This is a genomic window from Maritimibacter sp. 55A14, from assembly GCF_003122205.1.
Lineage (GTDB): Bacteria > Pseudomonadota > Alphaproteobacteria > Rhodobacterales > Rhodobacteraceae > QEYE01.
Genome location: NZ_QEYE01000016.1, coordinates 1 through 20,099 on the forward strand (window position 1 = coordinate 1; position 20,099 = coordinate 20,099).

The window sequence follows — 20,099 nt, forward strand, 5'->3', positions numbered from 1 at the left end:
CCGTGTGGCACAGCCCGGTGGCCTTGATCTCCACCAGAACCTCCCCCGCCTTCGGGCCCTCAAGCTCAACCTCCATCACCTCCAGAGGCTTCCCCGCCTCCAGCGCAACCGCAGCCCGCGTTCTCATTCAGTCTCCTCCCTCGCGCCCTCCGGGGCGCAACCTACGGACGATCAGTATGCGGGAATCTCACCCAAATCGCCAGTTTTCTTCCTCCGATAATATGTGTCATCATTGGGTGTTAGCTCTGTAAGACCTTAGTCGTAGAGGCTGAAATGAAGCTGCTCGCGCCACTTGCCGGCATGATTTTTCTGGCCACTGGGCCGGTCTTCGGCGCCGCGTCGAACGATCCCGACTGGCCCTGCATCCAGCGCAAGGTGCCAACGCTTTCGCCCGGCGTGATGTGGCCCCATCCCATGCCGGAGAACGGGCTGACCGAGGAAACCCGCGCCGCGGTCGAGGAAACCTCTGATATTCTGGCACTTCGCCGCGTCACGCTGGAAGAGGCCGAGGCGGCGGTCGCCCGCGCCGAGGTCGCGCATCCGGAATTCGGCAGGGCCGAATACGGCGCGATTTTCGCCCGCGTGTTCGACCGGCTGAACGCGCGGCGCAACGAATTGATGGACGGGATCGCGCGCTATGCCCGCAACCAGGCCCGTATGGCCGAGAACATCGAGGCGCTGCGCGCGCAGATGAAGCGGCTTGAATCCGCCGAATCGCCGGATTTCGACCGGATCGACAAGGTCGAGGCCGAACTCGACTGGCATGAGCGCATTTTCACCGACCGCGCCCGGTCGCTGCGCTATGTCTGCGAGACGCCGGTCCTGCTGGAGCAGCGGATCTACGCGATCGCGCAGATGCTGCTGGCCCGCGTGGACGAATAGGGCGCTATTCCCATTCCAGTTCGGTGAAGGCCGCGGTCACGTTGCGTGGGTGGTAGAGGTCGAAAAGCGCCCAGCCCGGCGCGGCGCTCCAGCCCACGCGGTCCACCGCCTCGCCCAGTCGCAGCCCCGCTTCGATCGCCGCGCGCGTCTCGTCGCGCAGCATCACCAGATAGCCGCGCAGCGCTGCGATGCCCGCGGGCCAGTCCAGCACCGGCCCGCCATGCCCCGGAACGAGGCGCGCGGGCATCGGGTCGCCCAGCGCCGCCAGCACGTCGAGCCAGCCCCTGAGCGAGCCGTCCAGCGCCGGGCTGTGCTCGTCAAAGACCAGATCGCCGGTGAAGAGCGTGCGCGTCGCGACATCATAGACAGTCAGGTCGCTTTCGCTGTGGGCAGTGGGGCGCGCGACCAGCAGCAGCTCCCGCCCGCCCAGATCGATCCGCGCGCTGTCCTCGACGGTGCGGGCGGGGACCGGCAAACCGCTGCCCGCGAAGCCCGGCCCGATCAGCCGGCCGTAGCTTTCGCCATAGCTCTGCGCCCGCGCGGCCAGGGCCTGCGGCAGCTTGGCATGGCCCCAGATCTCGGCCCCCGCCTCCGCCAGGACCGGCGCGCCATAGACGTGATCGGGATGCATATGCGTCAGGATCATGTGCGAGATCGGTTTGTCGGTCACGCTGCGCAGCGCGAGATAGACCTGTTCGCCCACCGCGCGCGAGCCACCCGCGTCGATCACCGCAACACTGTCGCGCCCGATGACGAAGCCGATATTGGCGACGTCGCCCAGATTGTCCGGCCCGACATCGGCGACCTGTCCGCGATGCACATGGACCCCCGGCGCGATCTCGGTGAATTCGAGATCGGAGCCGGGTCGTTCCACGCAGCGCGGATCGCGCGCCACATGATCCGCCCCCCAGTCCGGCGCAACGTCCGGCAGCCGCGCGAAGGCCGCCGGGCAGTCCGGCGCGGCCACCGGAACCAGCCGTTCGGTGCAGGACTCCGGTGCGCCGGCCAGGCACAGGCTGAGCAGGATCTCGAACATCGGGCGGCCTCGCGGGACTGGTACTTTGGGTTGATAGGTCTAACGCGAATTTCATGCTAGGGTCCAAGAATTACATGTGGAGATCGCGATGAGACTGCCCCTGTCCCTGCTTGGCGCCCTCTTCATCGGGCTCGCCGGCCCCGGCACCGCCGAGGAACCGAGCAACCCGCTGACCGACAGCGAGACCTGGCGGGATCTGCGCTATGGCATCCTGGGCGACGTGATCCCGCAGGAGGGCGGCGCGATCTTCGCGGTCGATGCGCCCTACCGGACCCATGACGCGGCAACGGTGCCCGTGGTCATCCGGCAGACCGACATGACGCCCGGTCCGATCGGGAAGATCACGCTCGTGGTGGACGAGAACCCCGCGCCGATGGCCGCCGAAATCCGTTTCGGCCCCGGCATGGCGCCGCTCAGCTTCGAGACGCGGGTACGGGTGAATTCCTATTCCAACATGCGTGTCATCGCCGAGACGCCGGTCGGCAGCTACATGAGCGGGCGATTCGTGAAGGCCTCGGGCGGCTGCTCGGCGCCGGCGACCCGCGATCCCGAGGTCGCGCTGGCCGAAATGGGCAAGATGCGGCTCAGGCATTTCGACGACGAGGCCCGCAGCGGCGCCCGGCGCGAGGCGCAGCTCATGATCCGGCATCCAAACTATTCCGGGCTTCAGCGCGACCAGATCACCCAGCTTTTCGTGCCTGCGCATTTCATCCAGTCGCTGGAGGTCTGGCAGGGCGATGAGATGCTCTTCACGCTGGCCGGCGGCATCTCGATATCCGAGAACCCGGTCTTCCGCTTCAAGTATACCGACAACGGCGCCCCCGCGATCCGGGTGCGGGCGGAGGATACCGAGGGCAACGTCTTCGAGCGGGAACTGCCCAAGCCGGGCACGTCCTGAACGGCGCAGCCAGATCTATTTGAAACAGACGATCTCGGCCTCGGCCTGCGCGCGGCGCAGATCGGCCACGATGGCGTCGGTCATGGGCGAGGATTTGAACATCGACATCCGCTCGCCGCTGCCCTGCCGCAGCGACAGCACGGTTTCGGCCTGCACGTATTTCTCATAGGGCAGGATCGAGGCGATCACGTCGATGGAGCAGGAACAGCGGCGCAGCGACTCGCGGCTCTCGCCATTGCTGACCATGCAGCCGAAGACGTAATCCGCCCGCGCCTCGGTCGGATAGTCGTTGAGCCGTTCCGCCGCGCTCTGTCCCAGCGCGACGGCGGGCGTCAATAGAAGCGTGGCAAGCAGAATCGCATGCCTCATTTCCGGACCTCAGCCAGCGACAGTTCCGACACGAAGAACCGCCCAGCGCCCTCGCGCACAGGCGTGCGGGCGATAAACCCGCTGTACCAGCCGGGCACGTCGGGCGAGACGGTGACGGCGATCTCCATATCGGCGAACTCACCCAGCCGGGCACGGTTCTTGTCCTGCGCGAAGGGCATCAGCGTGACGGTCTGTCCGGCATGGGCGGCGCCGTTCCAGGTAACTTGCGTTGCCTCGATCGAGCGCGGCGTGAGCAGCGAGTCCTTGATCCGGTTGCGAATGTAGAACGGGCTGCCGCCGGTGGCCTCGGCCACGTCGCGCACCGTGCGCTCCAGAAAGAACATCGCCATCGGATTGCCCACCGATGCGTCGAATTCCGCCACCGGGCGCGCCTGCCCGTCCTCCATGCGCCGCAGCCGCGCGGCGGTGCCCTCCTCGGCGAGCGCAAGCTCCAGCAGGGCGTCCTCGGCCGCGTCGGGCGCGTCGTCGCGCGCCACGTGGCTGCGGTATTCCAGCCTGTCGCCGGGCGCGAAGGCGTCCAGCGTGCCAGTGCGGAATATCAGGTCATAGCCGTCGCCGGCCAGCGCCGCACCGGACCACAGTACACAGCCCAGAAGCGCGGCCAGTATGGTTTTCTTCATTGCAGATGTCCTCTTCGCGTCGGTATCCGGTACGATCCGCAGCCGACCGCGGCCATCAGGCGCGGTGGCGCGCTTCGCCCATCGGCTGGCAGGTCCAGCGCTCAACCTGCCATTGCGGGTGCTCGCTGACCCAGCGGCTCAGATACGGCATCGCGCCGTAGACGCAATCCCGTGCCGACAGGTTGTTGTACTGCATCGCGCGCTCCTCGCACTGGTCGGGCGCGGCAGACAGGCAGACGATGAAGACCAGCTCTATCATGTTTCGACCCTTGATCCGGCAGGGCGCAGGGCCCGGACGTCGCCGGGCGGACCCGCTTCGCTGCCCCCAAGCCTAACGCATCTCTCTCGCAGCGCACCCCAAATCGCCCGGCGATGCTGCGAATTCGGCACTAAAGTCTTAGATGGCGCGGCCCCGGCGACGTTGACAACAAGCCGTCCGCGCACATCTAATACCTGTGAGACAGCCACGACCCTTAGGGAGGATTCTATCATGGCATGGACGAAGCCCGTTCTTCGCGAAGTCAATTGCGGCATGGAAATCAATATGTACGGCCCGGCCGACGACCAGGAAGGCGGCGTCGTCCTGTTCTGAAATTCTGCCGCGCCGCCGGCGCGATCGGGGTGACGGGTGTTTCAGGCCCTCGTTCTCGGTGCCGCAGCAGGGGGCGGGTTGCCCCAATGGAACTGCGGCTGCCGCAATTGCGATCTGGCGCGGGCGGGTGAGATACCTTCGCTCACGCAATCGTCGCTCGCCGTCTCTGCTGATGGCGAGCGATGGGTCGTTCTGAACGCGTCGCCGGATATCCGGGCGCAGATCGCGGCCACGCCGAAACTTCACCCCAAAGGCTTGCGGGACAGCCCGATATCGGCGGTCCTCGTGACCAATGGCGATATCGACCATGTGGCGGGGCTCCTGTCGCTGCGCGAGCAGCAGGATTTCACGCTTTACGCCACGGGCGAGATCCATGGGGTGCTGGCCGCCAACCCGATGCTGGACGCGCTCAACCCCGCGAGGGTCACGCGAACCCGCGTCGATCTGGACAGCGCGACGGAGCTGCTGCCGGGCCTCAGCGCCGAGCTTTTCGCGGTTCCGGGCAAGGTGCCGCTCTATATGGAGGGCGAAACGGTGCAGACCGATCTGGAGGGCGAGCAGACCACGGGCGTGCATCTGCGCGCGGGCGGGCGGGACATCTACTATGTCCCCGGCTGCGCCGCCGTCACCGACCGGCTGGCCGCGCGCATCCGCGGGGCGGAGATAGTCTTCTTCGACGGCACGCTCTGGCGCGACGACGAGATGCTGCGCGAGGGGCTGAGCGAAAAGTCCGGGCGGCGCATGGGCCATATCTCGATGAGCGGCGCCGACGGCTCGATCGCCGCGCTGGCCTCGCTGGAAATCGGCCGCAAGGTCTTCGTCCACATGAACAACAGCAACCCGGTCCTGCGCCCCGGCAGCGCCGAACGGGCCGAGGCCGAAGCCGCGGGCTGGACCGTGGCCAGCGACGGAATGGAGTTTACCCTGTGACCGCGACGCGCAAGGAATTCGAGGCCAGGCTGCGCCAGATCGGGGCGGAACGGTATCACGACCGGCACCCGTTCCACCACCTGCTGCACGGTGGCCAATGCACCCCCGACCAGGTGCGCGCCTGGGTCATCAACCGCTACTATTACCAGTCGCGCATCCCGATGAAGGACGCGGCCTTCCTCAGCCGGGTCGAGGATCCGGACCTGCGCCGGGCCTGGCGCTCGCGGATCGAGGACCATGACGGCACCGACCGGAACGAGGGCGGAATCCGCCGCTGGCTGCGGCTGGCGCAGGCGGTGGGGCTCGACCCCGATTATGTCGCATCCGCACAAGGCGTACTGCCCGCAACCCGCTTCGCGGTGGACGCCTATGTCCGATTCGTGCAGGAAAAACCGCTGCTTGAAGCCGTCGCGGCCTCGCTGACGGAGCTTTTCGCGCCGAAGATCCATGCCCAGCGGATCGAGGGGCTGCTGGCGCATTACGATTTCGCTGACGACAGCAGCCTGTCATACTTCCGCAACCGGCTTAGCGAGGCCCCGAAGGATGTCGCGTTCGGCCTGAAATGGGTGCTCGACCATGCCGACACCGCCGAGAAGCAGGATGCCGCGGCGGCGGCGCTGATCTTCAAGACCGATGTGCTCTGGGCGCAGCTCGACGCGCTTCACGCGGCCTACGTGGACCCCGCACGCATCCCGCCCGGCGGCTGGCTGCCCGGCGAAGGGCTGCTGGCCAGGGGGGCGGCATGACGCCCGGCGACACACCCCTTCTTCCGCGCGGCGTGCGGCTGCATTTCGACCGGGTGCGCGAAGGCTGGGTGCTGCTGGCGCCCGAACGCGCGATCCGCCTGGACGCAATCGGGCACGCAATCCTCAGCCGGGTGGACGGCACACGCAGCCTGGGGCAGATCGCGGCGGATCTGGCCGAGGCGTTCGACGCGCCCGTGGACGACGTGACCCGTGACAGCGCGGAGTTTCTGGATGCGCTGGCCGAGCGGCGCATCGTAGAGGTGGCGTGATGGAAGCAATACGCCCCCCCATCGCCATGCTGGCCGAGTTGACGCATCGCTGCCCGCTCTCCTGCCCCTATTGCTCCAACCCGGTGGAGCTGGCCGCGCGCGACAGCGAGCTGTCCACCGCACAGTGGCTCTCGGTCTTCCGTCAGGCTGGCGAGATGGGTGTGTTGCAGCTTCATCTCTCGGGCGGGGAGCCCGCCTCGCGCCGCGACCTGACGGATCTTGTCGCCGGCGCGCGGGAGGCCGGGTTCTACACCAATCTCATCACCTCGGGCATCGGGCTGACCGAGAAGCGCCTTGCGGAACTGGACACCGCAGGGCTCGACCATGTGCAATTGTCGCTCCAGGGCACGGATGCGGCGATGGCCGACCGGATCGGCGGCTACAAGGGCGGGTTCGACCGCAAGATGGCCGTCGCGGGCTGGATCGGGAAGATCGGCTTTCCGCTGACGCTGAACTTCGTCATGCATCGCGGAAACATGCACCAACTCCCCCGTGCGCTGGAGATCGCGCTGGAAATGGGCGCGCGCCGCATCGAGGTCGCGACGGTGCAGTTTCACGGCTGGGCGATGCTCAACCGGGGCGCGCTGATGCCCAATCAGGCGCAGGCGCGCGAGGCCAGCCGCGTGGTCGCCGAGGCCCGCGCCGCGCTCAAGGGCCGGCTGGTGATCGACTATGTGCCCGCCGACTACCATGCCAGCTATCCCAAGCCCTGCATGGGCGGCTGGGCCAGCACTGGCATCAATGTCGCGCCCGACGGCACCGTCCTGCCCTGCCACGCGGCGCAGACGATCAAGTCCCTGACATTCGAGAACGCGCGCGACACGAAGCTGCGCGACATCTGGTATGACAGCCCCGCCTTCAACGCGTTTCGCGGCACCGACTGGATGCAGGAACCCTGCCGCTCCTGCGAGCGCAAGACGGTGGATTTCGGCGGCTGCCGCTGCCAGGCGATGGCGCTGGCGGGCGATCCGGCGGCGACCGATCCGGTCTGCGTGAAATCCCCCGATCACGGCGTGGTACAGAAGCTCGCCGCCGAGTTTTCCGAGGGCGACGACAGCGCGCTGACCTGGCGCAGCATGACGGCGCCAGTCGGCTGAACGCGCTGGCCCGGCTGCAACACCAGCCCCGAAACAAGCACCCTGTTCTCACGAAATCGGGTTGTGGCAAGCAGTTGCAACCGTGTATCTAAGTGGGAATCCCATTTGCGGCGCACGGGCCCGGTCCTGTGCGCCGTTAAATAACGCCGGATCAACCGGAACGGGAGCGCGACGGATAACAAGGGGGGCATGCCGACAATGGAAACCGCCGGGAGTTTTCTGCCGATCATAGCGGCGCTGCCTTTTCTGGGCGCCCTGCTTCCGGGGCTGATGATACAGGCGGGCCGTAATACCTGCACCGCCTTCACCCTCGCCCCCACCGTCCTGGCGCTGCTGCTTCTGCTGATATCCGCGCCCGCCGTCATGCGCGGCGAAGTGCTGCTCTTCCGGCTCGACTGGTTGCCCGCGCTGGGCCTCAACGTCACCTTCATGCTCGACGGGCTTGGACTGCTCTTTGCCGGTCTGATCCTGGGGATCGGCGTGCTGATCATCCTCTATGCGCGCTTCTACCTGTCGCGCGAGGATCCGATGGGGCAGTTCTTCACCTACCTGCTGCTCTTCCAGGGCGCGATGGTGGGGATCGTACTCAGCGACAACGTGCTGCTGCTGCTGATCTTCTGGGAACTGACTTCGCTCTCCTCCTTCCTGCTGATCGGCTACTGGAAACACCTGCCCGAGGGCCGGCAAGGCGCGCGCATGGCGCTGGTCGTCACCGGCCTGGGCGGGCTTTCGATGATCGCGGGCATGTTGATCCTGGGCAATGTCGTGGGCAGCTACGACCTGAGCGTGATCCTGACGCAGAAGGAGGCAATCCAGGCCAGCCCGATGTATCTGCCCGCGCTGATCCTGATCCTCGGGGGGGCCTTCACCAAGTCGGCACAGTTCCCGTTCCATTTCTGGCTGCCGCACGCCATGGCCGCGCCGACGCCGGTGTCTGCCTATCTGCATTCCGCCACGATGGTGAAGGCGGGACTCTTCCTGATGGCGCGGATGTGGCCGGTGCTGGCGGGTACGCCGGAATGGTTCTACCTCGTCGCCACGACCGGGCTGGTCACGATGGTGATCGCCGCCAAGATCGCACTCTACAAGGACGACCTGAAAGCGCTTCTGGCCTTCTCCACGGTCAGCCATCTGGGCCTGATCACCATGCTGCTGGGCTTCGGCACCAAGATGGCAGCCGTGGCGGCGGTGTTCCACATCATCAACCACGCCACGTTCAAGGCCGCGCTCTTCATGACCGCGGGGATCGTCGATCATGCGGCGCATGCCCGCGACATCAAGCGGCTGGGCGGGCTGCGGCGGCTGATGCCGGTGACCTTCGCCATTGCCACCGTCGGGGCGCTGTCGATGGCCGGCATCCCCTTGCTCAACGGGTTCCTCTCCAAGGAAATGATGCTGGAGGAAGCCGCCCATACCGTCTGGGCCCATTCGCACTGGGTGGTTCCCGTCCTGGCCACGCTCGGCGCGGTCTTCTCGGTCGCCTATTCGTTCCGCTACATCGTGCATGTCTTCCTGGGACCGGAGCGCACGGACTATCCGTCCAAGCCGCATGACCCGGAATTCGGTATGTGGGCCGCGCCGGGCTTCCTCGTGGTGCTGGTCGTGGCCATCGGCGTGGCGCCCGTGCTGGCCGAGCCGCTGGTCAAGGCCACAGCCGCTTCGGTGACCGGCGGCGGACTGCCCGATTTCCACCTGAAGATCTGGCACGGTGTCACGCCGGCGCTCTACATGTCGGCTGTCGCAGTGGCCGGCGGGGCGCTGCTGCTGGCCTTCCACGCGCCGCTGATGCGCCTGTGGCTGGCCACCCCGCGCCCCGAGGCCAAGACCATGTTCGACGCCGTCACGCGCGCCGCCACACTGGCCGGGCGCGGCTTCACCGACAGCCTGCATGACGGTGCGCTCAGCCGTTATGCAGGCATCTTCACGGTGACCGTACTGGGGGCCGGCGTGTTTGCCTGGACCGGGGGCGCGAGCCTGCCGGCCACCCGCGCGCCGCTGCCTGTGGCGCTGCTGCCCGCCGTGGGCTGGGTTCTGCTGATGGTCGCCACTTTCGCGCTGGTCGCCTTCCATCGCAACCGGCTGATGGCGCTGGTCCTGATGGGGATCGTCGGGCTGATCGTGTCGCTGGGCTTCATCTATCTTTCGGCGCCCGATCTGGCGCTGACGCAGATCTCGGTGGAGGTCGTCACGATCGTCCTGATGCTGCTCGCGCTCAATTTCCTGCCACACAGGACGCCGGCCGAAAGCGGCCCGGCGAAGCGATTCCGGGACGCCGTCGTGTCGATAGCGGGCGGCGTGGCGGTGGCCGGGCTGACCTATGCGATCCTGCTGCGCGATTTTGCGGCCGAGAGCATCTCGGCCTTTCACCTGGACAAGTCCTACAAGGGTGGCGGCGGCACCAATGTCGTCAATGTCATCCTGGTCGACTTCCGCGGCTTCGATACGTTCGGCGAGATCATCGTGCTTGGCATCGCCGCGCTGGTGATCTTCGCACTGACCGACGCGGTGCTGCGGGGTCCCGGCGGGCGCTGGCTGACAAGCTGGGACCCGGTCGGGGACGAAGCTGGCGACCGGCACCCGCTGATGATGGTGGTGGCCACGCGGGTGATGATGCCGATTGCGCTGATGGTCGGCGTCTACATCTTCCTGCGCGGCCATAACGACCCCGGCGGCGGCTTCATCGCCGGGTTGATCGTCGCCATCGCCTTCCTGATGCAATACATGGCCTCCGGCTTCGCCTGGGCCGAGTCGCGCCAGCGCGTGACCTATCACGTCACCATCGGGTTCGGCGTCCTGATCGCCAGCCTGACGGGGATCGGCGCCTGGTTTGCCGGGCGCCCCTTCCTGACGAGCGATTACGGCTACATCACCATTCCGCCGCTGGAAAAATTCGAATGGGCCACCGCGATGGCCTTCGACACGGGCGTGTTCCTGACCGTGGTCGGCGCGGTGATGCTGGCGCTCAACAGCCTGTCGAGCATGGCGCGGCGCACCGGCGAGACGGTGAACATCTTCCCGATGGACATCAACCCGGCGCGTAGCGATGACGACGACGATGGCGAAGGCGAAGGCGAAGGGGGGCGGTAACTTGGAATTGCTCGTGGCAAGCACCATAGGCGTGCTGACGGCGGCGGGGATCTACCTGGTCCTGCGGCTGCGCACCTTTCCGGTGATCATCGGCATCTCGCTGCTGACCTATGCGGTCAACGTCTTCCTCTTCGCCACGGGGCGGCTGGTCGTGAACCTGCCGCCGGTGTTGCGCGACGGGGTCGACACCTATACCGATCCGTTGCCGCAGGCGCTGGTGCTGACGGCGATCGTGATCTCCTTCGGCATGACAGCGGTGGTGGTGATGCTGGCGCTCGGCGCCTATCTGGCCTCGCGCACCGACGGGGTCAACCTGCCCGCCGCGGACGCAGACGAGGAGGCCGGCGAATGAACCACTGGGTCATCGTTCCGATCGTCCTGCCCGCCACGATGGCCGCGATCCTCGTTCTGTCCATGCGCCACCACCCGACACTGGAGAGGGTCTTCTCCGTCGCGACCTGCGCCGTTCTGGTCGCGGTCTGCACGGGGCTTATGGCGCTGGCGGCAAGCGGCACAATTGATGTCTACGAGCTTGGCAACTGGCCTGCGCCCTTCGGCATCGTGCTGGTGCTCGACCGGCTGTCGGCGCTGATGATCGTACTGACCGCAGTTCTGGCGCTGGCGGTGCTTCTCTATGCGATCGGGTCGGGATGGGATCAGCGCGGGCGCCATTTTCACGCGCTTTTCCAGTTCCAGCTCATGGGCATTTTCGGGGCCTTTCTGACCGGCGACGCTTTCAACCTCTTCGTCTTCTTCGAGGTGCTGCTCATCGCCTCGTACGGGCTGATGATCCATGGCGGCGGGCGGCGCAGGCTGCGCGCGGGCGTGCAATACGTGGTCTACAACCTTCTGGGCTCGACCCTGTTTCTCTTCGCGCTGGGCACGCTCTATGCCGTAACGGGCACGCTCAACATGGCCGACCTGGCCGAACGCATCTCCGCCATCCCGGCCGATGACAGCGCATTGCTGCGGGTGGGGGCGATCCTTCTGCTGCTGGTCTTCGCGATCAAGGCAGCACTGCTGCCGCTGCATTTCTGGCTGCCCGAGACGTATGCCGAAGCGCCCGCCCCGGTGGCCGCGCTCTTCGCGGTCATGACCAAGGTCGGGGCCTACGCGATCCTGCGCATGTACACGCTGGTCTTCGGCCCGGAGCTGGGCGCCACGTCCGACATGATCGGCCCGCTTATCATGGGCGCGGCCCTTGTGACGCTGGCCGTCGGCATGGTCGGCATTCTGGGCGCGCGCAGGCTGGGCCGGCTGGCGGCCTTCGCGGCCATCGGCTCGATGGGCACGCTGCTGATCGGGCTTTCGGTTTTCACGCACCAGAGCACGGTTGCCGCGCTTTACTACACGATCCATTCGTCGCTGGCCGGCGCGCTGCTTTTCCTCGTGGTCGATCTGGTGCGCGAGCAGCGCGGTACCGCGGGCGATCTGCAGGAACCGGCGCCGCCCATGGCGCAGCAAGGGCTGCTGGCCGCACTTTTCTTCGGTGCGGCGATCGCCGTGGCCGGCATGCCGCCGCTCTCGGGCTTCGTCGGCAAGCTGCTGGTACTCGACGCGGTGCGCGAGACCACGCATGTCTGGGTGATCTGGTCCACGATCCTGGTCACGTCACTGGTCGCAATGCTGGGCTTCGCGCAGGCCGGCAGCGTGGTCTTCTGGAAGACCGCGCCGGAGCCCGAGGACACGCCCGTACTCGAGGACGCCGCCGCCGAGGCCGTGACCGCGCCACAACCGCCGGTGCTGCCCGTGGTCGCGACTTTCGGGCTGCTTTTCACCGTGGTCGCGCTGTCGGTGCTCGCCGGCCCGGTCACGGGTTATCTGGAGGCCACGGCCGACCAGCTCTATGCGCCGGAGGGCTATATCATGGCCGTCATCGGGCAACGTTGAAGGAGGCGGAGAGATGCTGCGCAAGTGCCTGCCCCACCCGTATCTGACCCTGACGCTGATCGTCGTGTGGCAGATGCTGGTCAACAAGATCACGCTGGGCAATCTGGTGCTGGGGCTGATCCTGGCGTTGATCATCCCGGTCATCACATCCGCCTACTGGCCCAACCGACCGCGGCTGATGAACTTCCCCCGTATCGTGGAATACATCGCCGTCGCCATCTGGGACATCGTGGTAGCGAATGTGCAGGTGGCCTACATCATCCTCTTCAAGACCAACGCGAACACCCACCCGGCCTGGATTTCCATCCCGCTGGATCTGCGCACGCCCGAGGCCATCACCGTGCTGGCGGGCACGATCACGCTGACGCCCGGCACCGTGTCGAGCGATGTCGCGGCCGACGGGCGCACGCTGCTCGTCCACTGCCTCGACGCGCCCGACCCCGACGCGGTGCGCGACGGCATCAAGTCCCGCTATGAGCGCCGCCTGATGGAGATATTCGAATGATCGACTACGCCCTCCTCTTCGCCTTCGGCTGTTTCGGTATTGCGCTGCTGCTGAACATCTATCGCGTCATCAAGTCACCGGGCATCGGTGACCGCATCCTGGCGCTCGACACGATGGTGGTGAACGCCATCGCGCTGCTCGCGCTCTACGGCATCCACAAGGGCACCACGGTCTATTTCGAGGCCTCCATGATCTTCGCGATGACCGGCTTCATCTCCACCGTGTCCTATACGCGCTTCGTGCTGCGCGGCGACATCATCGAATAGGGGGCGGACCATGCTCGCGGATATCCTCATCTCGGCGTTCCTGGTGGTCAGCGGCGTCTTCGGACTGACCGGATCCTTCGGGCTCATCAAGCTGCCCCATCCGATGATGCGCCTGCACGCGCCCACCAAGGCCACGACGCTGGGCGTCGGCGGGGCACTGATCGCCTCGATGCTCTTTTTCCATTTCAAGCTGGACCAGTTCTCGTTCCACGAGTTGATGATCGCGCTCTTTCTCTTCATGACGGCGCCGGTGACGGGGCTCTTCATCGCCAAGGTGCATCTGCACCGCAACGAGACGCCTGACACGCTGCCGCCCACCAGCACCGACCGTCCCTGGGCGAGCTATGAGAGCGACGCGGAGCGTGCGAAAATCGAGGAGGCAAGGGAAGCCGACTGATCCGCCGCTCCGGCCTTGCCACGCCTGCCGATTCACGCCTTGGGCCTGCGGGAGAGGACCGGCCCCGGACAGGGTGCCGTCAGGAATGCGGCTCTCGGACCGGTCATGCCCGGCCGGACGAGCCTTCACTGAAAAACGCGTTCCGGAGCCAGATCCCGATACTTGCCCAATCCGCGAACGACCCGCGCAAGGCCGATCCAATGTCTATTACGGATATCGCCGGACTTCCCCGGAGAGGATAGTGGTGCCGCTGAAGGGCAACGAATACCCATATCTTGCGTTCTCGCCTCGTCTCGCCCACATTGGAAGATCTTATCTTATCTTGTTTCTTAAAGGCCAATCAGCATCAGGTCATTTCAAGCCATCTCACCCCATGCTATATGTTGTGGGTGGATACAAAGGTGGTCTGAATGACACGGGCATTGAACAGGCTCTCTGCGGCAAAGGTCCGATCGGCACCTCCGGGGAAATATGCCGATGGTGGTGGCCTCTGGCTCAACAAACGCCCTGACGGCGGGGCGCAGTGGATTCTCCGCGTCACCGTGCACGGGCGTCGTCGCGAGATGGGGTTGGGATCCCTGCAACATGTCTCACTTAAGGAGGCTCGCGAAGAGGCTGAGAAATGGCGCGCCATCGCGCGCAAGGGTGTCGACCCCGTGAAAGAACGGCAGCGCCTGTCCCGCGTGGCGTCGCGGAACATGCATTTGCTGCGGGACGTTGCACGGGATGCCTTCGAGAGCCGCAAGGCCGACCTGAAGGGCGACGGCAAGGCGGGCCGCTGGTTCTCTCCCCTCGAGCTCCATGTTCTGCCCAGGCTTGGGGGAGTTCCCGTCTCGCAGATCGACCAGCAGGACATCCGCGACACCTTGCGTCCGATCTGGCACACGAAGGCGGACACCGCGCGCAAGGCAATGAACCGCCTCGGACTATGCCTCAAGCACGCCGCTGCCCTCGGCCTCGATGTCGATCTGCAAGCCACCGAGAAAGCCAAGGCCCTGCTCGGTCGGCAGAAGCACAAGGTCCAGCACGTGCCGGCGCTCGCCTGGCGGGAGGTCCCGGAGTTCTACGCAAGCTTGGCCGATGGGACGATCACCCATCTGGCGCTTCGCCTGTTGATCCTGACCGCCGTCCGGTCGAAGCCCCTCCGTTTCCTGCGGCTCGAGCAAGTCGCCGGGGATGTCTGGACGGTCCCGGGCGAGATGCAGAAAGGCCATCGCGACCGAACGCCTGATCTCGCCGTACCGCTGTCGAGCGAAGCGATGGCCGTGATCGAGGAGGCCAGGCCGTTCGCGCGCGAAGGCTTCCTGTTTCCGAGCGTCCGCAAGGGTGTGATCAGCGATGCCACCATGGCCCGCCTGATGGAACGCCGGGGGATGGAGGCGCGACCGCACGGCTTTCGCTCCAGCTTCCGCGACTGGTGTGCCGAGGCGACGGACACGCCGCCCGAGGTCGCCGAAACGGCCCTCGGCCACGTCGTCGGCGGATCGGTCGAACGCGCCTATCGGCGGACCGATTTCCTCGAGCAGCGGCGCGTCTTGATGGAGCGGTGGGCCGATCATGTCAGCGGCGGAAGTGGTCAAGTCATGAGGGTGGCAAATGGCTGAGACCAACTCGTCACGGCCGTGGGGTTGGGAACCGCTTCTTGAGGCGCGTCGGTGGGACGATCTCGAAGACTGGTGCACGCAGTGGCAAATCAATCATCCTGACGATACGGCCCCATTTCGGGCGTTGTTGACGGCACTTCGGGAGGTCGTTCCAACGATCGTTGAAGAGAACGGCATGGAGAGCAGGGAACGGCATCTCAGATGCGACGATGACCCGAAACGCTGGGACGGCCGGGAGGAGCTTAAAGGCGCTGCAAAAATGCTTGAGATTGGAGAACTTGAAGCCGCGATCAAGGGGGCTCCGCCGGTGGCTTCAGAGGCATGGCGCAGAAATCGCGAGATCATCGAGACGGATCTCCACGAGTGTATCGATGCGGAGGAAGTCACGCAGGGTGCGGAGGAACTCTCGCGACGGGGACATGCGCGCGAGGCTCTGGATCTGCTTCGTTATATTGACTTCACGACCTCGTTCCTGCGCGGCGAAATGGACTCGGAGGAAGATCGGGACTGGATGAATGAGGCGATCGCCGAGGTCGCCAATCTCGCTTTTGAAGCGGGGCGTCACACCCAAGTGGCCTGGGGCAAGGAGTTCGAGGAACTCGCGGCTATTCGTGCGAAGCAGACTCATACTCTGGCTCACAAGAACGAAGGACGACGCACATACAACGCCGAACGTACAGCTAAAAAGAATGCGTGGATAAAGCACGCAGAATTGGTCGAAGCCAGTTTGTCGCGTGACGTGACCGGATCTGCGCGGGCAGAGTATATCCTGAAGAACTGGAGGAAGATCGGCGTAGAAGGTCAACGACCAGCCCCACCCAGTAAGAAAACATTAGAGAACTGGATTTCCGAAAGGAAAAAGAAAAAAGCCTCCCGCACACGTTCGTGACCGGGAGAACTGAACAAGTAGATCTCAACCAAACGCAAGCGAATGCATTGGTTCGCAAATCAAACGTGAGGCTGAGCAATGACGGAAAACCATTCAGGCAATTATGCGACCGCCGGCATAGACATGGGAATGCCGGTGATGAGCGGCCAAACGGTTGTGGATCCTCTGATCCGCGACGCGGAAGGTGCCGCGATGCTGGGCTGCTCCAAAGCGACCTGGTGGCGCCGGGTGGCTGACGGCACACTGCCGCCGCCCCTGAAAATTGGCGGCATGTCGCGCTGGAAACGATCTGATGTTTTGGCCGTCATCGAACGGGCCGCGAACGAGCGCGCTTCTTAAATGAGCACTCTACCCAGTATGCGACCGGGCGGGGCACCATCTTCTTGTTCACTTAGTGAAGATGCCGCACCGGCTACGGTCGGTGAAACGAACGAGGCAGTCATGCAAGGAATTCAGATGTTAACATGCACTACCCGTGATGCGATGCCCTTCTCGGGCTGCCCGGGTTCTGCGCAATGCGAGCTTCAGAAGCGTCGGAACGCGATGCAAAAATACGCCAAACGTGACCACAAGCGCGCAGCGCGAATGCTGGGCTATAGTCTCACTCTCGGCACCGTCGAGGGCTGGGAAGCGGCGTCGGAAATTTGGCGATTGCGACTGACTGCCACCGAACGTGCGGCGCTCAGTTGGGCCGCCCTGAGGTCGCTTGACCCGGATCAGGCCACCATGGTCGCCGAAACCGTTCTCGGCGGTGCCGGGGCGCCATTGCCACCGCTCATGGACCCGATGACCGATGCGCGATGGTGGGTAGAGCACGCCAGTTCGGCGGAAATCGAGTCTTACCTCTTGGCCATCCTCAAGCGTGTCAATCCGTGTGTACTCGACATCCGGGCCCGGAAGACACTGTTCTGGACTCTATGGGTGTCCTTTTGTTCACGAGATCAGCGTGCTTTCCTCGCTCGGGCTAAAGGGAAATGGGAAGTTTTCCCCGGAAGCGGTGTCGAAGGGTGAATACGCCCATGACCCACAAAGGGATCCGACCCGTTCCGTCGCCTGAGGCATACGAGGAAGGGAAGGGCCGCTCGGTCTCGATCACACCAACGCAGTTCGTAATGCGGCCGTTTTCCGAGATCCCGCCGAGGCAGTGGCTCTATGGGCAGCACCTCATCCGCGGCTTTCTCTCCCTCACGGTTGCTCCGGGCGGCGTCGGAAAATCGTCCATGCTGGTGGTCGAAGCGATGGCTATGGCGACAGGTAGGCCTCTGCTCGGCGACAAGCCGCATATGCCGCTGCGCGTCTGGTACTGGAACGGCGAAGACCCGCGCGAAGAGATTGAGCGCCGTCTTGCTGGCGCCGCCATACACTACGGGATCTCGCCTGCAGACATTGGCGATCGGTTGATGGTGGACAGTGGACGCGACATACCGATCAACTTGGCCACGGAGAGCCGGACAGGCGTTGTAATAGACAGGTGGAAATCCGACGCCCTAATCGACGCGATTAAGGCAACTCGTGTGGACGTATTGGTGATTGACCCGTTCGTTACCTCGCACAGCGTCCCTGAGAACGACACGACCGCTATGAACGCGGTTGTGTCGGAATTGCGCAGTATTGCAGACGCCACCGGCTGCGCAATTGATTTGGTGCACCATACTTCGAAGGCCGGAGCGATGAACGCGGGTGAATTCGGGATTTTAGCAAGTCGGGGTGCAGGCGCCGTTATTGATGGAGTCCGCTCGGCGAGGCTTCTCGAACGCATGACAGCCAAAGAGACCGCGCGCTACGGTGTAGAGGATGAAGCCGTTACCTATTTCCGAGTGACCCAGGGAAAACCTAACCTTGCTCTGCCGGGCAGACCTGTATGGCGCAGGATGGTTGGGGTGCGCTTGGGCAATGGCCGCGACTCCTGGGAAGAAGGCGATGTTGTCGGCGTGTGCACGGAATGGAATGAGCCTGAGGCCCTCGCAGGATTTTCCCCACACGATTTCAAGAAAGTGCAAGATGCTCTCCGTGATGCGGCGAAAGACTTTAAGGCAAGCGAGCGCGCGGATGACTGGATCGGCTATCGGGTGGCTGAGGCGATGGGACTTGATGTCGGGCGCGGCTTGAAGAAAGAGCGGCGGTCGCCATTGCAGAACCGTGCGAGGGTGAAAGCGCGAGCGCTGATTTCCCGAATGCAAGAAGCCAACGCTCTGGTCGTGAAAGAGTTTCATGACTCGCGAAACGGCCGACCAATCAAAGTAGTGACCTTGGGTGATCCGGTCACAGGTGACGATTTTGCCACCTTAACGTGATGCGTTCCGCAGTCAGATTCACTGCGGCGGATTACTGCGGTTCACTGCGGAAATGGGAAAACAGGCGGGCGGACGATAGTGTCCGCCGCCGCAGTCATTTCCCTATAGGGGGTGCGACTGCGGCGAGCCGACGCTTTGCAGGGCAATACCGCATGCAGATAACCGATCCAACTGCGGTACATCTTGGTGATCGTGCGGACACCTCGCGCGAGTCACTTCGGATCAAAATAGTTGGCACCGAACCCACCCGGAAAGTCACCTCGTGCCTATAGGGCTAACAAACAAAACTGGACAAGACTGGACTTTCTCATGGGACGACGTTCGAAACTGGAAATGCACATCCTCGCTCTGGTTTTGGCTCGACGGGAGAATGAGCGCGAAGAGCCTGAACAGTATCGCCTCTGCCCGTTTACGGCGCGTTGGCATGACAGCAAGCACCTGACCTGCAATGAATGCATGAATGGCGTGTGCGCCCGTTTCCAAGAGCTAGGGCTGAACAACGACGGCATGCCTCTTCCGAAACTTGAACGCCCGATCTGCGGCGCTCGAACTAGGGCTGGCACACCGTGCCAGGCACGCGTAGTGCCAGGTAGACGTCGCTGCCGAATGCACGGCGGGCTCAGCACGGGGCCCAAAACCGATGAGGGCCGCAGAAAGATTGCCAAAGCGCAAAAGCGTCGGTGGCGGAGGAGCGGTCGCGCTTGACGACGAATGGGCATTTGTCGTTCTAAGGGCGCGATCAAGATTTAGACGGGTTCCGGGGATCACACCATCGGGGATCATGGCATTCGGCGACGTATGAACGCCTCGACATGGGGTCTTACTCACGACTGGATTAAACTCCATCATTCATAATGTTGCCGCCAAACAAAGAGAGCTGTCAGATAGTAGCTTGTGCGACAACACAGGGCTGCAGCGCGCTGAAGAAGGCCAACACCTGATCCGTCCGCAACTTCTTGCGCAGAACTGGCTGCCCCGTGGGTCTGAAACTCATCCTTCGCCTGATCGAGCCTGACCGTGATAATCTCTGACATGACCGCTCTTCTCTGTGGATCCTTGCAGACCCACCTTGACACACCGATGCTGTTGGGGGCGGTCACATCATCAACGCCTCTGACAATGCCCTGTTGCATCCCAAGCGACACGTTAGTAATTATTTACTATCTTATCGGAATAACCAGGTTGTGATGACCAAAAACACCGTGCCCGAGCGCCGAAAGGAAATCGTCGAGGCGACGACCCGCCAAGTGCCGAAACTTTGCAACGGCCTTCTATCCACGCAAGCAATCGCAAATCATATCGGCATCACTCAAGCTGGGCTCTTCCGACATGTCCTGACCAAGAAAGACCTGAGGATCGTCGTGTTGACCGAAATCGAGTGCCGCGCCAGACGCGCATGGGATGAGGCTAGTCGAGGATACGACCCTTCCGTCGTTCGGCTTCGGAGAATCCTGTTGGCACAGATCAAACTGATCGAAGACTATCCAGCGATCCCTGCACTTCTGTTTTCCACCGGATGGCTCGCCGCCAAAGAGGTTGTCTACCCGATACACGTGTGCATCATGACGGCACTCCGCCTGCGCGTCACGGAAGAACTCTCCGCGGCGGTGCGGCTGGAAGCGATCGACACATCCAGATCGATACGCTCGATATGGAATCCTTGCTGATGGGAGTGGTCCAGGATCGCGTGCTGTGCTGGTCACTGAC

At 64.1% G+C, this 20,099-nt stretch carries 24 protein-coding genes and 2 pseudogenes; 20 read left to right on the plus strand and 6 right to left on the minus strand.

Annotated elements, in window-relative coordinates; all coding sequences use genetic code 11:
• Positions 1-127, minus strand: a pseudogene (locus tag DDZ14_RS13535) (S-(hydroxymethyl)glutathione dehydrogenase); the annotation flags it as partial.
• Positions 128-273: 146 nt separating this feature from the next.
• Between DDZ14_RS13535 and DDZ14_RS13540 the strand changes: the two are divergent.
• On the plus strand, positions 274-882 hold the full coding sequence (locus tag DDZ14_RS13540; RefSeq protein ID WP_233252580.1) for a hypothetical protein: 609 nt from the start codon (positions 274-276) through the stop codon (positions 880-882).
• A gap of 4 nt (positions 883-886) precedes the next feature.
• On the opposite strand, the gene DDZ14_RS13545 is transcribed toward DDZ14_RS13540, so the two are convergent.
• Positions 887-1,918, minus strand: a complete 1,032-nt coding sequence (locus tag DDZ14_RS13545; protein ID WP_109425524.1) for a quinoprotein relay system zinc metallohydrolase 2 — start codon at positions 1,916-1,918, stop codon at positions 887-889.
• 88 nt (positions 1,919-2,006) lie between these two features.
• Here DDZ14_RS13545 and DDZ14_RS13550 point away from each other — a divergent pair, with 88 nt between their 5' ends.
• Positions 2,007-2,816 (plus strand): quinoprotein dehydrogenase-associated SoxYZ-like carrier, encoded by an 810-nt coding sequence (locus DDZ14_RS13550; protein ID WP_109425599.1) that lies wholly within the window; start codon positions 2,007-2,009, stop codon positions 2,814-2,816.
• A gap of 15 nt (positions 2,817-2,831) precedes the next feature.
• Here the strand turns inward: DDZ14_RS13550 and DDZ14_RS13555 are convergent, their stop codons facing one another.
• From DDZ14_RS13555 to DDZ14_RS13565, 3 genes are read right to left on the minus strand one after another with little or no spacing between them, the layout of a single operon-like run.
• Positions 2,832-3,185, minus strand: coding sequence for a hypothetical protein (locus DDZ14_RS13555; RefSeq protein WP_109425525.1), 354 nt, complete (start codon positions 3,183-3,185; stop codon positions 2,832-2,834).
• Complete coding sequence (locus DDZ14_RS13560; RefSeq protein ID WP_109425526.1) at positions 3,182-3,826, minus strand: hypothetical protein; 645 nt, start codon at positions 3,824-3,826, stop codon at positions 3,182-3,184. The genes DDZ14_RS13555 and DDZ14_RS13560 overlap by 4 nt, the downstream gene beginning before the upstream one ends.
• 55 nt (positions 3,827-3,881) lie before the next feature.
• The gene (locus tag DDZ14_RS13565) at positions 3,882-4,085 is read right to left on the minus strand and encodes a hypothetical protein (protein WP_109425527.1); all 204 of its coding nucleotides are present in this window, start codon (positions 4,083-4,085) and stop codon (positions 3,882-3,884) included.
• A gap of 231 nt (positions 4,086-4,316) precedes the next feature.
• Here DDZ14_RS13565 and pqqA point away from each other — a divergent pair, with 231 nt between their 5' ends.
• The 17 genes from pqqA to DDZ14_RS20185 all read left to right on the plus strand — a co-directional run bounded on the left by pqqA (position 4,317) and on the right by DDZ14_RS20185 (position 19,097).
• The gene (gene pqqA, locus DDZ14_RS13570; protein WP_109425528.1) at positions 4,317-4,418 is read left to right on the plus strand and encodes a pyrroloquinoline quinone precursor peptide PqqA; all 102 of its coding nucleotides are present in this window, start codon (positions 4,317-4,319) and stop codon (positions 4,416-4,418) included.
• Between the two features lie 78 nt (positions 4,419-4,496).
• On the plus strand, positions 4,497-5,348 hold the full coding sequence (gene pqqB / locus DDZ14_RS13575; protein ID WP_233252581.1) for a pyrroloquinoline quinone biosynthesis protein PqqB: 852 nt from the start codon (positions 4,497-4,499) through the stop codon (positions 5,346-5,348).
• Positions 5,345-6,094: a pyrroloquinoline-quinone synthase PqqC gene (gene pqqC / locus DDZ14_RS13580; RefSeq protein WP_109425530.1), complete on the plus strand. Its 750-nt coding sequence runs from the start codon at positions 5,345-5,347 to the stop codon at positions 6,092-6,094. The genes pqqB and pqqC overlap by 4 nt, the downstream gene beginning before the upstream one ends.
• Positions 6,091-6,363: a pyrroloquinoline quinone biosynthesis peptide chaperone PqqD gene (gene pqqD, locus DDZ14_RS13585; protein WP_109425531.1), complete on the plus strand. Its 273-nt coding sequence runs from the start codon at positions 6,091-6,093 to the stop codon at positions 6,361-6,363. The genes pqqC and pqqD overlap by 4 nt, the downstream gene beginning before the upstream one ends.
• Positions 6,363-7,460 (plus strand): pyrroloquinoline quinone biosynthesis protein PqqE, encoded by a 1,098-nt coding sequence (pqqE, locus tag DDZ14_RS13590; protein ID WP_199221345.1) that lies wholly within the window; start codon positions 6,363-6,365, stop codon positions 7,458-7,460. Before pqqD ends, pqqE begins: the two co-directional genes overlap by 1 nt.
• A gap of 198 nt (positions 7,461-7,658) precedes the next feature.
• Positions 7,659-10,547: a monovalent cation/H+ antiporter subunit A gene (locus DDZ14_RS13595; protein WP_109425532.1), complete on the plus strand. Its 2,889-nt coding sequence runs from the start codon at positions 7,659-7,661 to the stop codon at positions 10,545-10,547.
• A 1-nt stretch (position 10,548) separates the two neighbouring features.
• The gene (locus DDZ14_RS13600; protein ID WP_109425601.1) at positions 10,549-10,899 is read left to right on the plus strand and encodes a Na+/H+ antiporter subunit C; all 351 of its coding nucleotides are present in this window, start codon (positions 10,549-10,551) and stop codon (positions 10,897-10,899) included.
• Entirely contained in the window at positions 10,896-12,437 is a 1,542-nt protein-coding gene (locus DDZ14_RS13605; RefSeq protein ID WP_109425533.1) for a monovalent cation/H+ antiporter subunit D, read from the plus strand. Before DDZ14_RS13600 ends, DDZ14_RS13605 begins: the two co-directional genes overlap by 4 nt.
• Before the next feature lie 13 nt (positions 12,438-12,450).
• Positions 12,451-12,942, plus strand: coding sequence for a Na+/H+ antiporter subunit E (locus tag DDZ14_RS13610; protein WP_109425534.1), 492 nt, complete (start codon positions 12,451-12,453; stop codon positions 12,940-12,942).
• Positions 12,939-13,208: a K+/H+ antiporter subunit F gene (locus tag DDZ14_RS13615; RefSeq protein WP_109425535.1), complete on the plus strand. Its 270-nt coding sequence runs from the start codon at positions 12,939-12,941 to the stop codon at positions 13,206-13,208. The genes DDZ14_RS13610 and DDZ14_RS13615 overlap by 4 nt, the downstream gene beginning before the upstream one ends.
• A gap of 10 nt (positions 13,209-13,218) precedes the next feature.
• Positions 13,219-13,605 carry a Na+/H+ antiporter subunit G gene (locus tag DDZ14_RS13620; protein WP_109425536.1) on the plus strand — a complete coding sequence of 129 codons (387 nt, stop codon included), beginning with the start codon at positions 13,219-13,221 and terminating at the stop codon, positions 13,603-13,605.
• Positions 13,606-14,015: 410 nt separating this feature from the next.
• Complete coding sequence (locus DDZ14_RS13625; RefSeq protein ID WP_109425537.1) at positions 14,016-15,209, plus strand: site-specific integrase; 1,194 nt, start codon at positions 14,016-14,018, stop codon at positions 15,207-15,209.
• Entirely contained in the window at positions 15,202-16,098 is an 897-nt protein-coding gene (locus DDZ14_RS13630; RefSeq protein WP_109425538.1) for a hypothetical protein, read from the plus strand. Before DDZ14_RS13625 ends, DDZ14_RS13630 begins: the two co-directional genes overlap by 8 nt.
• A 78-nt stretch (positions 16,099-16,176) precedes the next feature.
• A complete protein-coding gene (locus DDZ14_RS13635; RefSeq protein ID WP_233252582.1) occupies positions 16,177-16,437 on the plus strand; it encodes an AlpA family transcriptional regulator in 261 nt (86 codons plus the stop codon).
• A 204-nt stretch (positions 16,438-16,641) separates the two neighbouring features.
• Positions 16,642-17,109, plus strand: coding sequence for a hypothetical protein (locus DDZ14_RS13640; RefSeq protein ID WP_146193145.1), 468 nt, complete (start codon positions 16,642-16,644; stop codon positions 17,107-17,109).
• Between the two features lie 101 nt (positions 17,110-17,210).
• On the plus strand, positions 17,211-18,392 hold the full coding sequence (locus DDZ14_RS13645) for a helicase RepA family protein (RefSeq protein ID WP_233252590.1): 1,182 nt from the start codon (positions 17,211-17,213) through the stop codon (positions 18,390-18,392).
• Positions 18,393-18,899: 507 nt separating this feature from the next.
• Positions 18,900-19,097, plus strand: a complete 198-nt coding sequence (locus tag DDZ14_RS20185; protein WP_109425603.1) for an HGGxSTG domain-containing protein — start codon at positions 18,900-18,902, stop codon at positions 19,095-19,097.
• 190 nt (positions 19,098-19,287) lie between these two features.
• Here DDZ14_RS20185 and DDZ14_RS13655 read toward each other — a convergent pair.
• Positions 19,288-19,426: pseudogene (locus DDZ14_RS13655) on the minus strand (IS110 family transposase); the annotation flags it as partial.
• A gap of 153 nt (positions 19,427-19,579) precedes the next feature.
• On the opposite strand from DDZ14_RS13655, the gene DDZ14_RS13660 reads away from it, so the two are divergent.
• Positions 19,580-20,059 (plus strand): TetR/AcrR family transcriptional regulator, encoded by a 480-nt coding sequence (locus tag DDZ14_RS13660; RefSeq protein ID WP_109425541.1) that lies wholly within the window; start codon positions 19,580-19,582, stop codon positions 20,057-20,059.
• Positions 20,060-20,099: the final 40 nt, after the last annotated feature.

What these genes read in the sequence shown, in the direction of transcription:
- DDZ14_RS13540 (WP_233252580.1), top strand. Translation starts at nt 274, where the DNA reads ATGAAGCTGCTCGCGCCACTTGCCGGCATGATTTTTCTGGCCACTGGG.
- DDZ14_RS13545 (WP_109425524.1), bottom strand. Translation starts at nt 1,918, where the DNA reads ATGTTCGAGATCCTGCTCAGCCTGTGCCTGGCCGGCGCACCGGAGTCC.
- DDZ14_RS13550 (WP_109425599.1), top strand. Translation starts at nt 2,007, where the DNA reads ATGAGACTGCCCCTGTCCCTGCTTGGCGCCCTCTTCATCGGGCTCGCC.
- DDZ14_RS13555 (WP_109425525.1), bottom strand. Translation starts at nt 3,185, where the DNA reads ATGAGGCATGCGATTCTGCTTGCCACGCTTCTATTGACGCCCGCCGTC.
- DDZ14_RS13560 (WP_109425526.1), bottom strand. Translation starts at nt 3,826, where the DNA reads ATGAAGAAAACCATACTGGCCGCGCTTCTGGGCTGTGTACTGTGGTCC.
- DDZ14_RS13565 (WP_109425527.1), bottom strand. Translation starts at nt 4,085, where the DNA reads ATGATAGAGCTGGTCTTCATCGTCTGCCTGTCTGCCGCGCCCGACCAG.
- pqqA (WP_109425528.1), top strand. Translation starts at nt 4,317, where the DNA reads ATGGCATGGACGAAGCCCGTTCTTCGCGAAGTCAATTGCGGCATGGAA.
- pqqD (WP_109425531.1), top strand. Translation starts at nt 6,091, where the DNA reads ATGACGCCCGGCGACACACCCCTTCTTCCGCGCGGCGTGCGGCTGCAT.
- pqqE (WP_199221345.1), top strand. Translation starts at nt 6,363, where the DNA reads ATGGAAGCAATACGCCCCCCCATCGCCATGCTGGCCGAGTTGACGCAT.
- DDZ14_RS13595 (WP_109425532.1), top strand. Translation starts at nt 7,659, where the DNA reads ATGGAAACCGCCGGGAGTTTTCTGCCGATCATAGCGGCGCTGCCTTTT.
- DDZ14_RS13605 (WP_109425533.1), top strand. Translation starts at nt 10,896, where the DNA reads ATGAACCACTGGGTCATCGTTCCGATCGTCCTGCCCGCCACGATGGCC.
- DDZ14_RS13610 (WP_109425534.1), top strand. Translation starts at nt 12,451, where the DNA reads ATGCTGCGCAAGTGCCTGCCCCACCCGTATCTGACCCTGACGCTGATC.
- DDZ14_RS13615 (WP_109425535.1), top strand. Translation starts at nt 12,939, where the DNA reads ATGATCGACTACGCCCTCCTCTTCGCCTTCGGCTGTTTCGGTATTGCG.
- DDZ14_RS13620 (WP_109425536.1), top strand. Translation starts at nt 13,219, where the DNA reads ATGCTCGCGGATATCCTCATCTCGGCGTTCCTGGTGGTCAGCGGCGTC.
- DDZ14_RS13625 (WP_109425537.1), top strand. Translation starts at nt 14,016, where the DNA reads ATGACACGGGCATTGAACAGGCTCTCTGCGGCAAAGGTCCGATCGGCA.
- DDZ14_RS13630 (WP_109425538.1), top strand. Translation starts at nt 15,202, where the DNA reads ATGGCTGAGACCAACTCGTCACGGCCGTGGGGTTGGGAACCGCTTCTT.
- DDZ14_RS13635 (WP_233252582.1), top strand. Translation starts at nt 16,177, where the DNA reads ATGACGGAAAACCATTCAGGCAATTATGCGACCGCCGGCATAGACATG.
- DDZ14_RS13640 (WP_146193145.1), top strand. Translation starts at nt 16,642, where the DNA reads ATGCAAAAATACGCCAAACGTGACCACAAGCGCGCAGCGCGAATGCTG.
- DDZ14_RS13645 (WP_233252590.1), top strand. Translation starts at nt 17,211, where the DNA reads ATGCGGCCGTTTTCCGAGATCCCGCCGAGGCAGTGGCTCTATGGGCAG.
- DDZ14_RS20185 (WP_109425603.1), top strand. Translation starts at nt 18,900, where the DNA reads ATGCCTCTTCCGAAACTTGAACGCCCGATCTGCGGCGCTCGAACTAGG.
- DDZ14_RS13660 (WP_109425541.1), top strand. Translation starts at nt 19,580, where the DNA reads ATGACCAAAAACACCGTGCCCGAGCGCCGAAAGGAAATCGTCGAGGCG.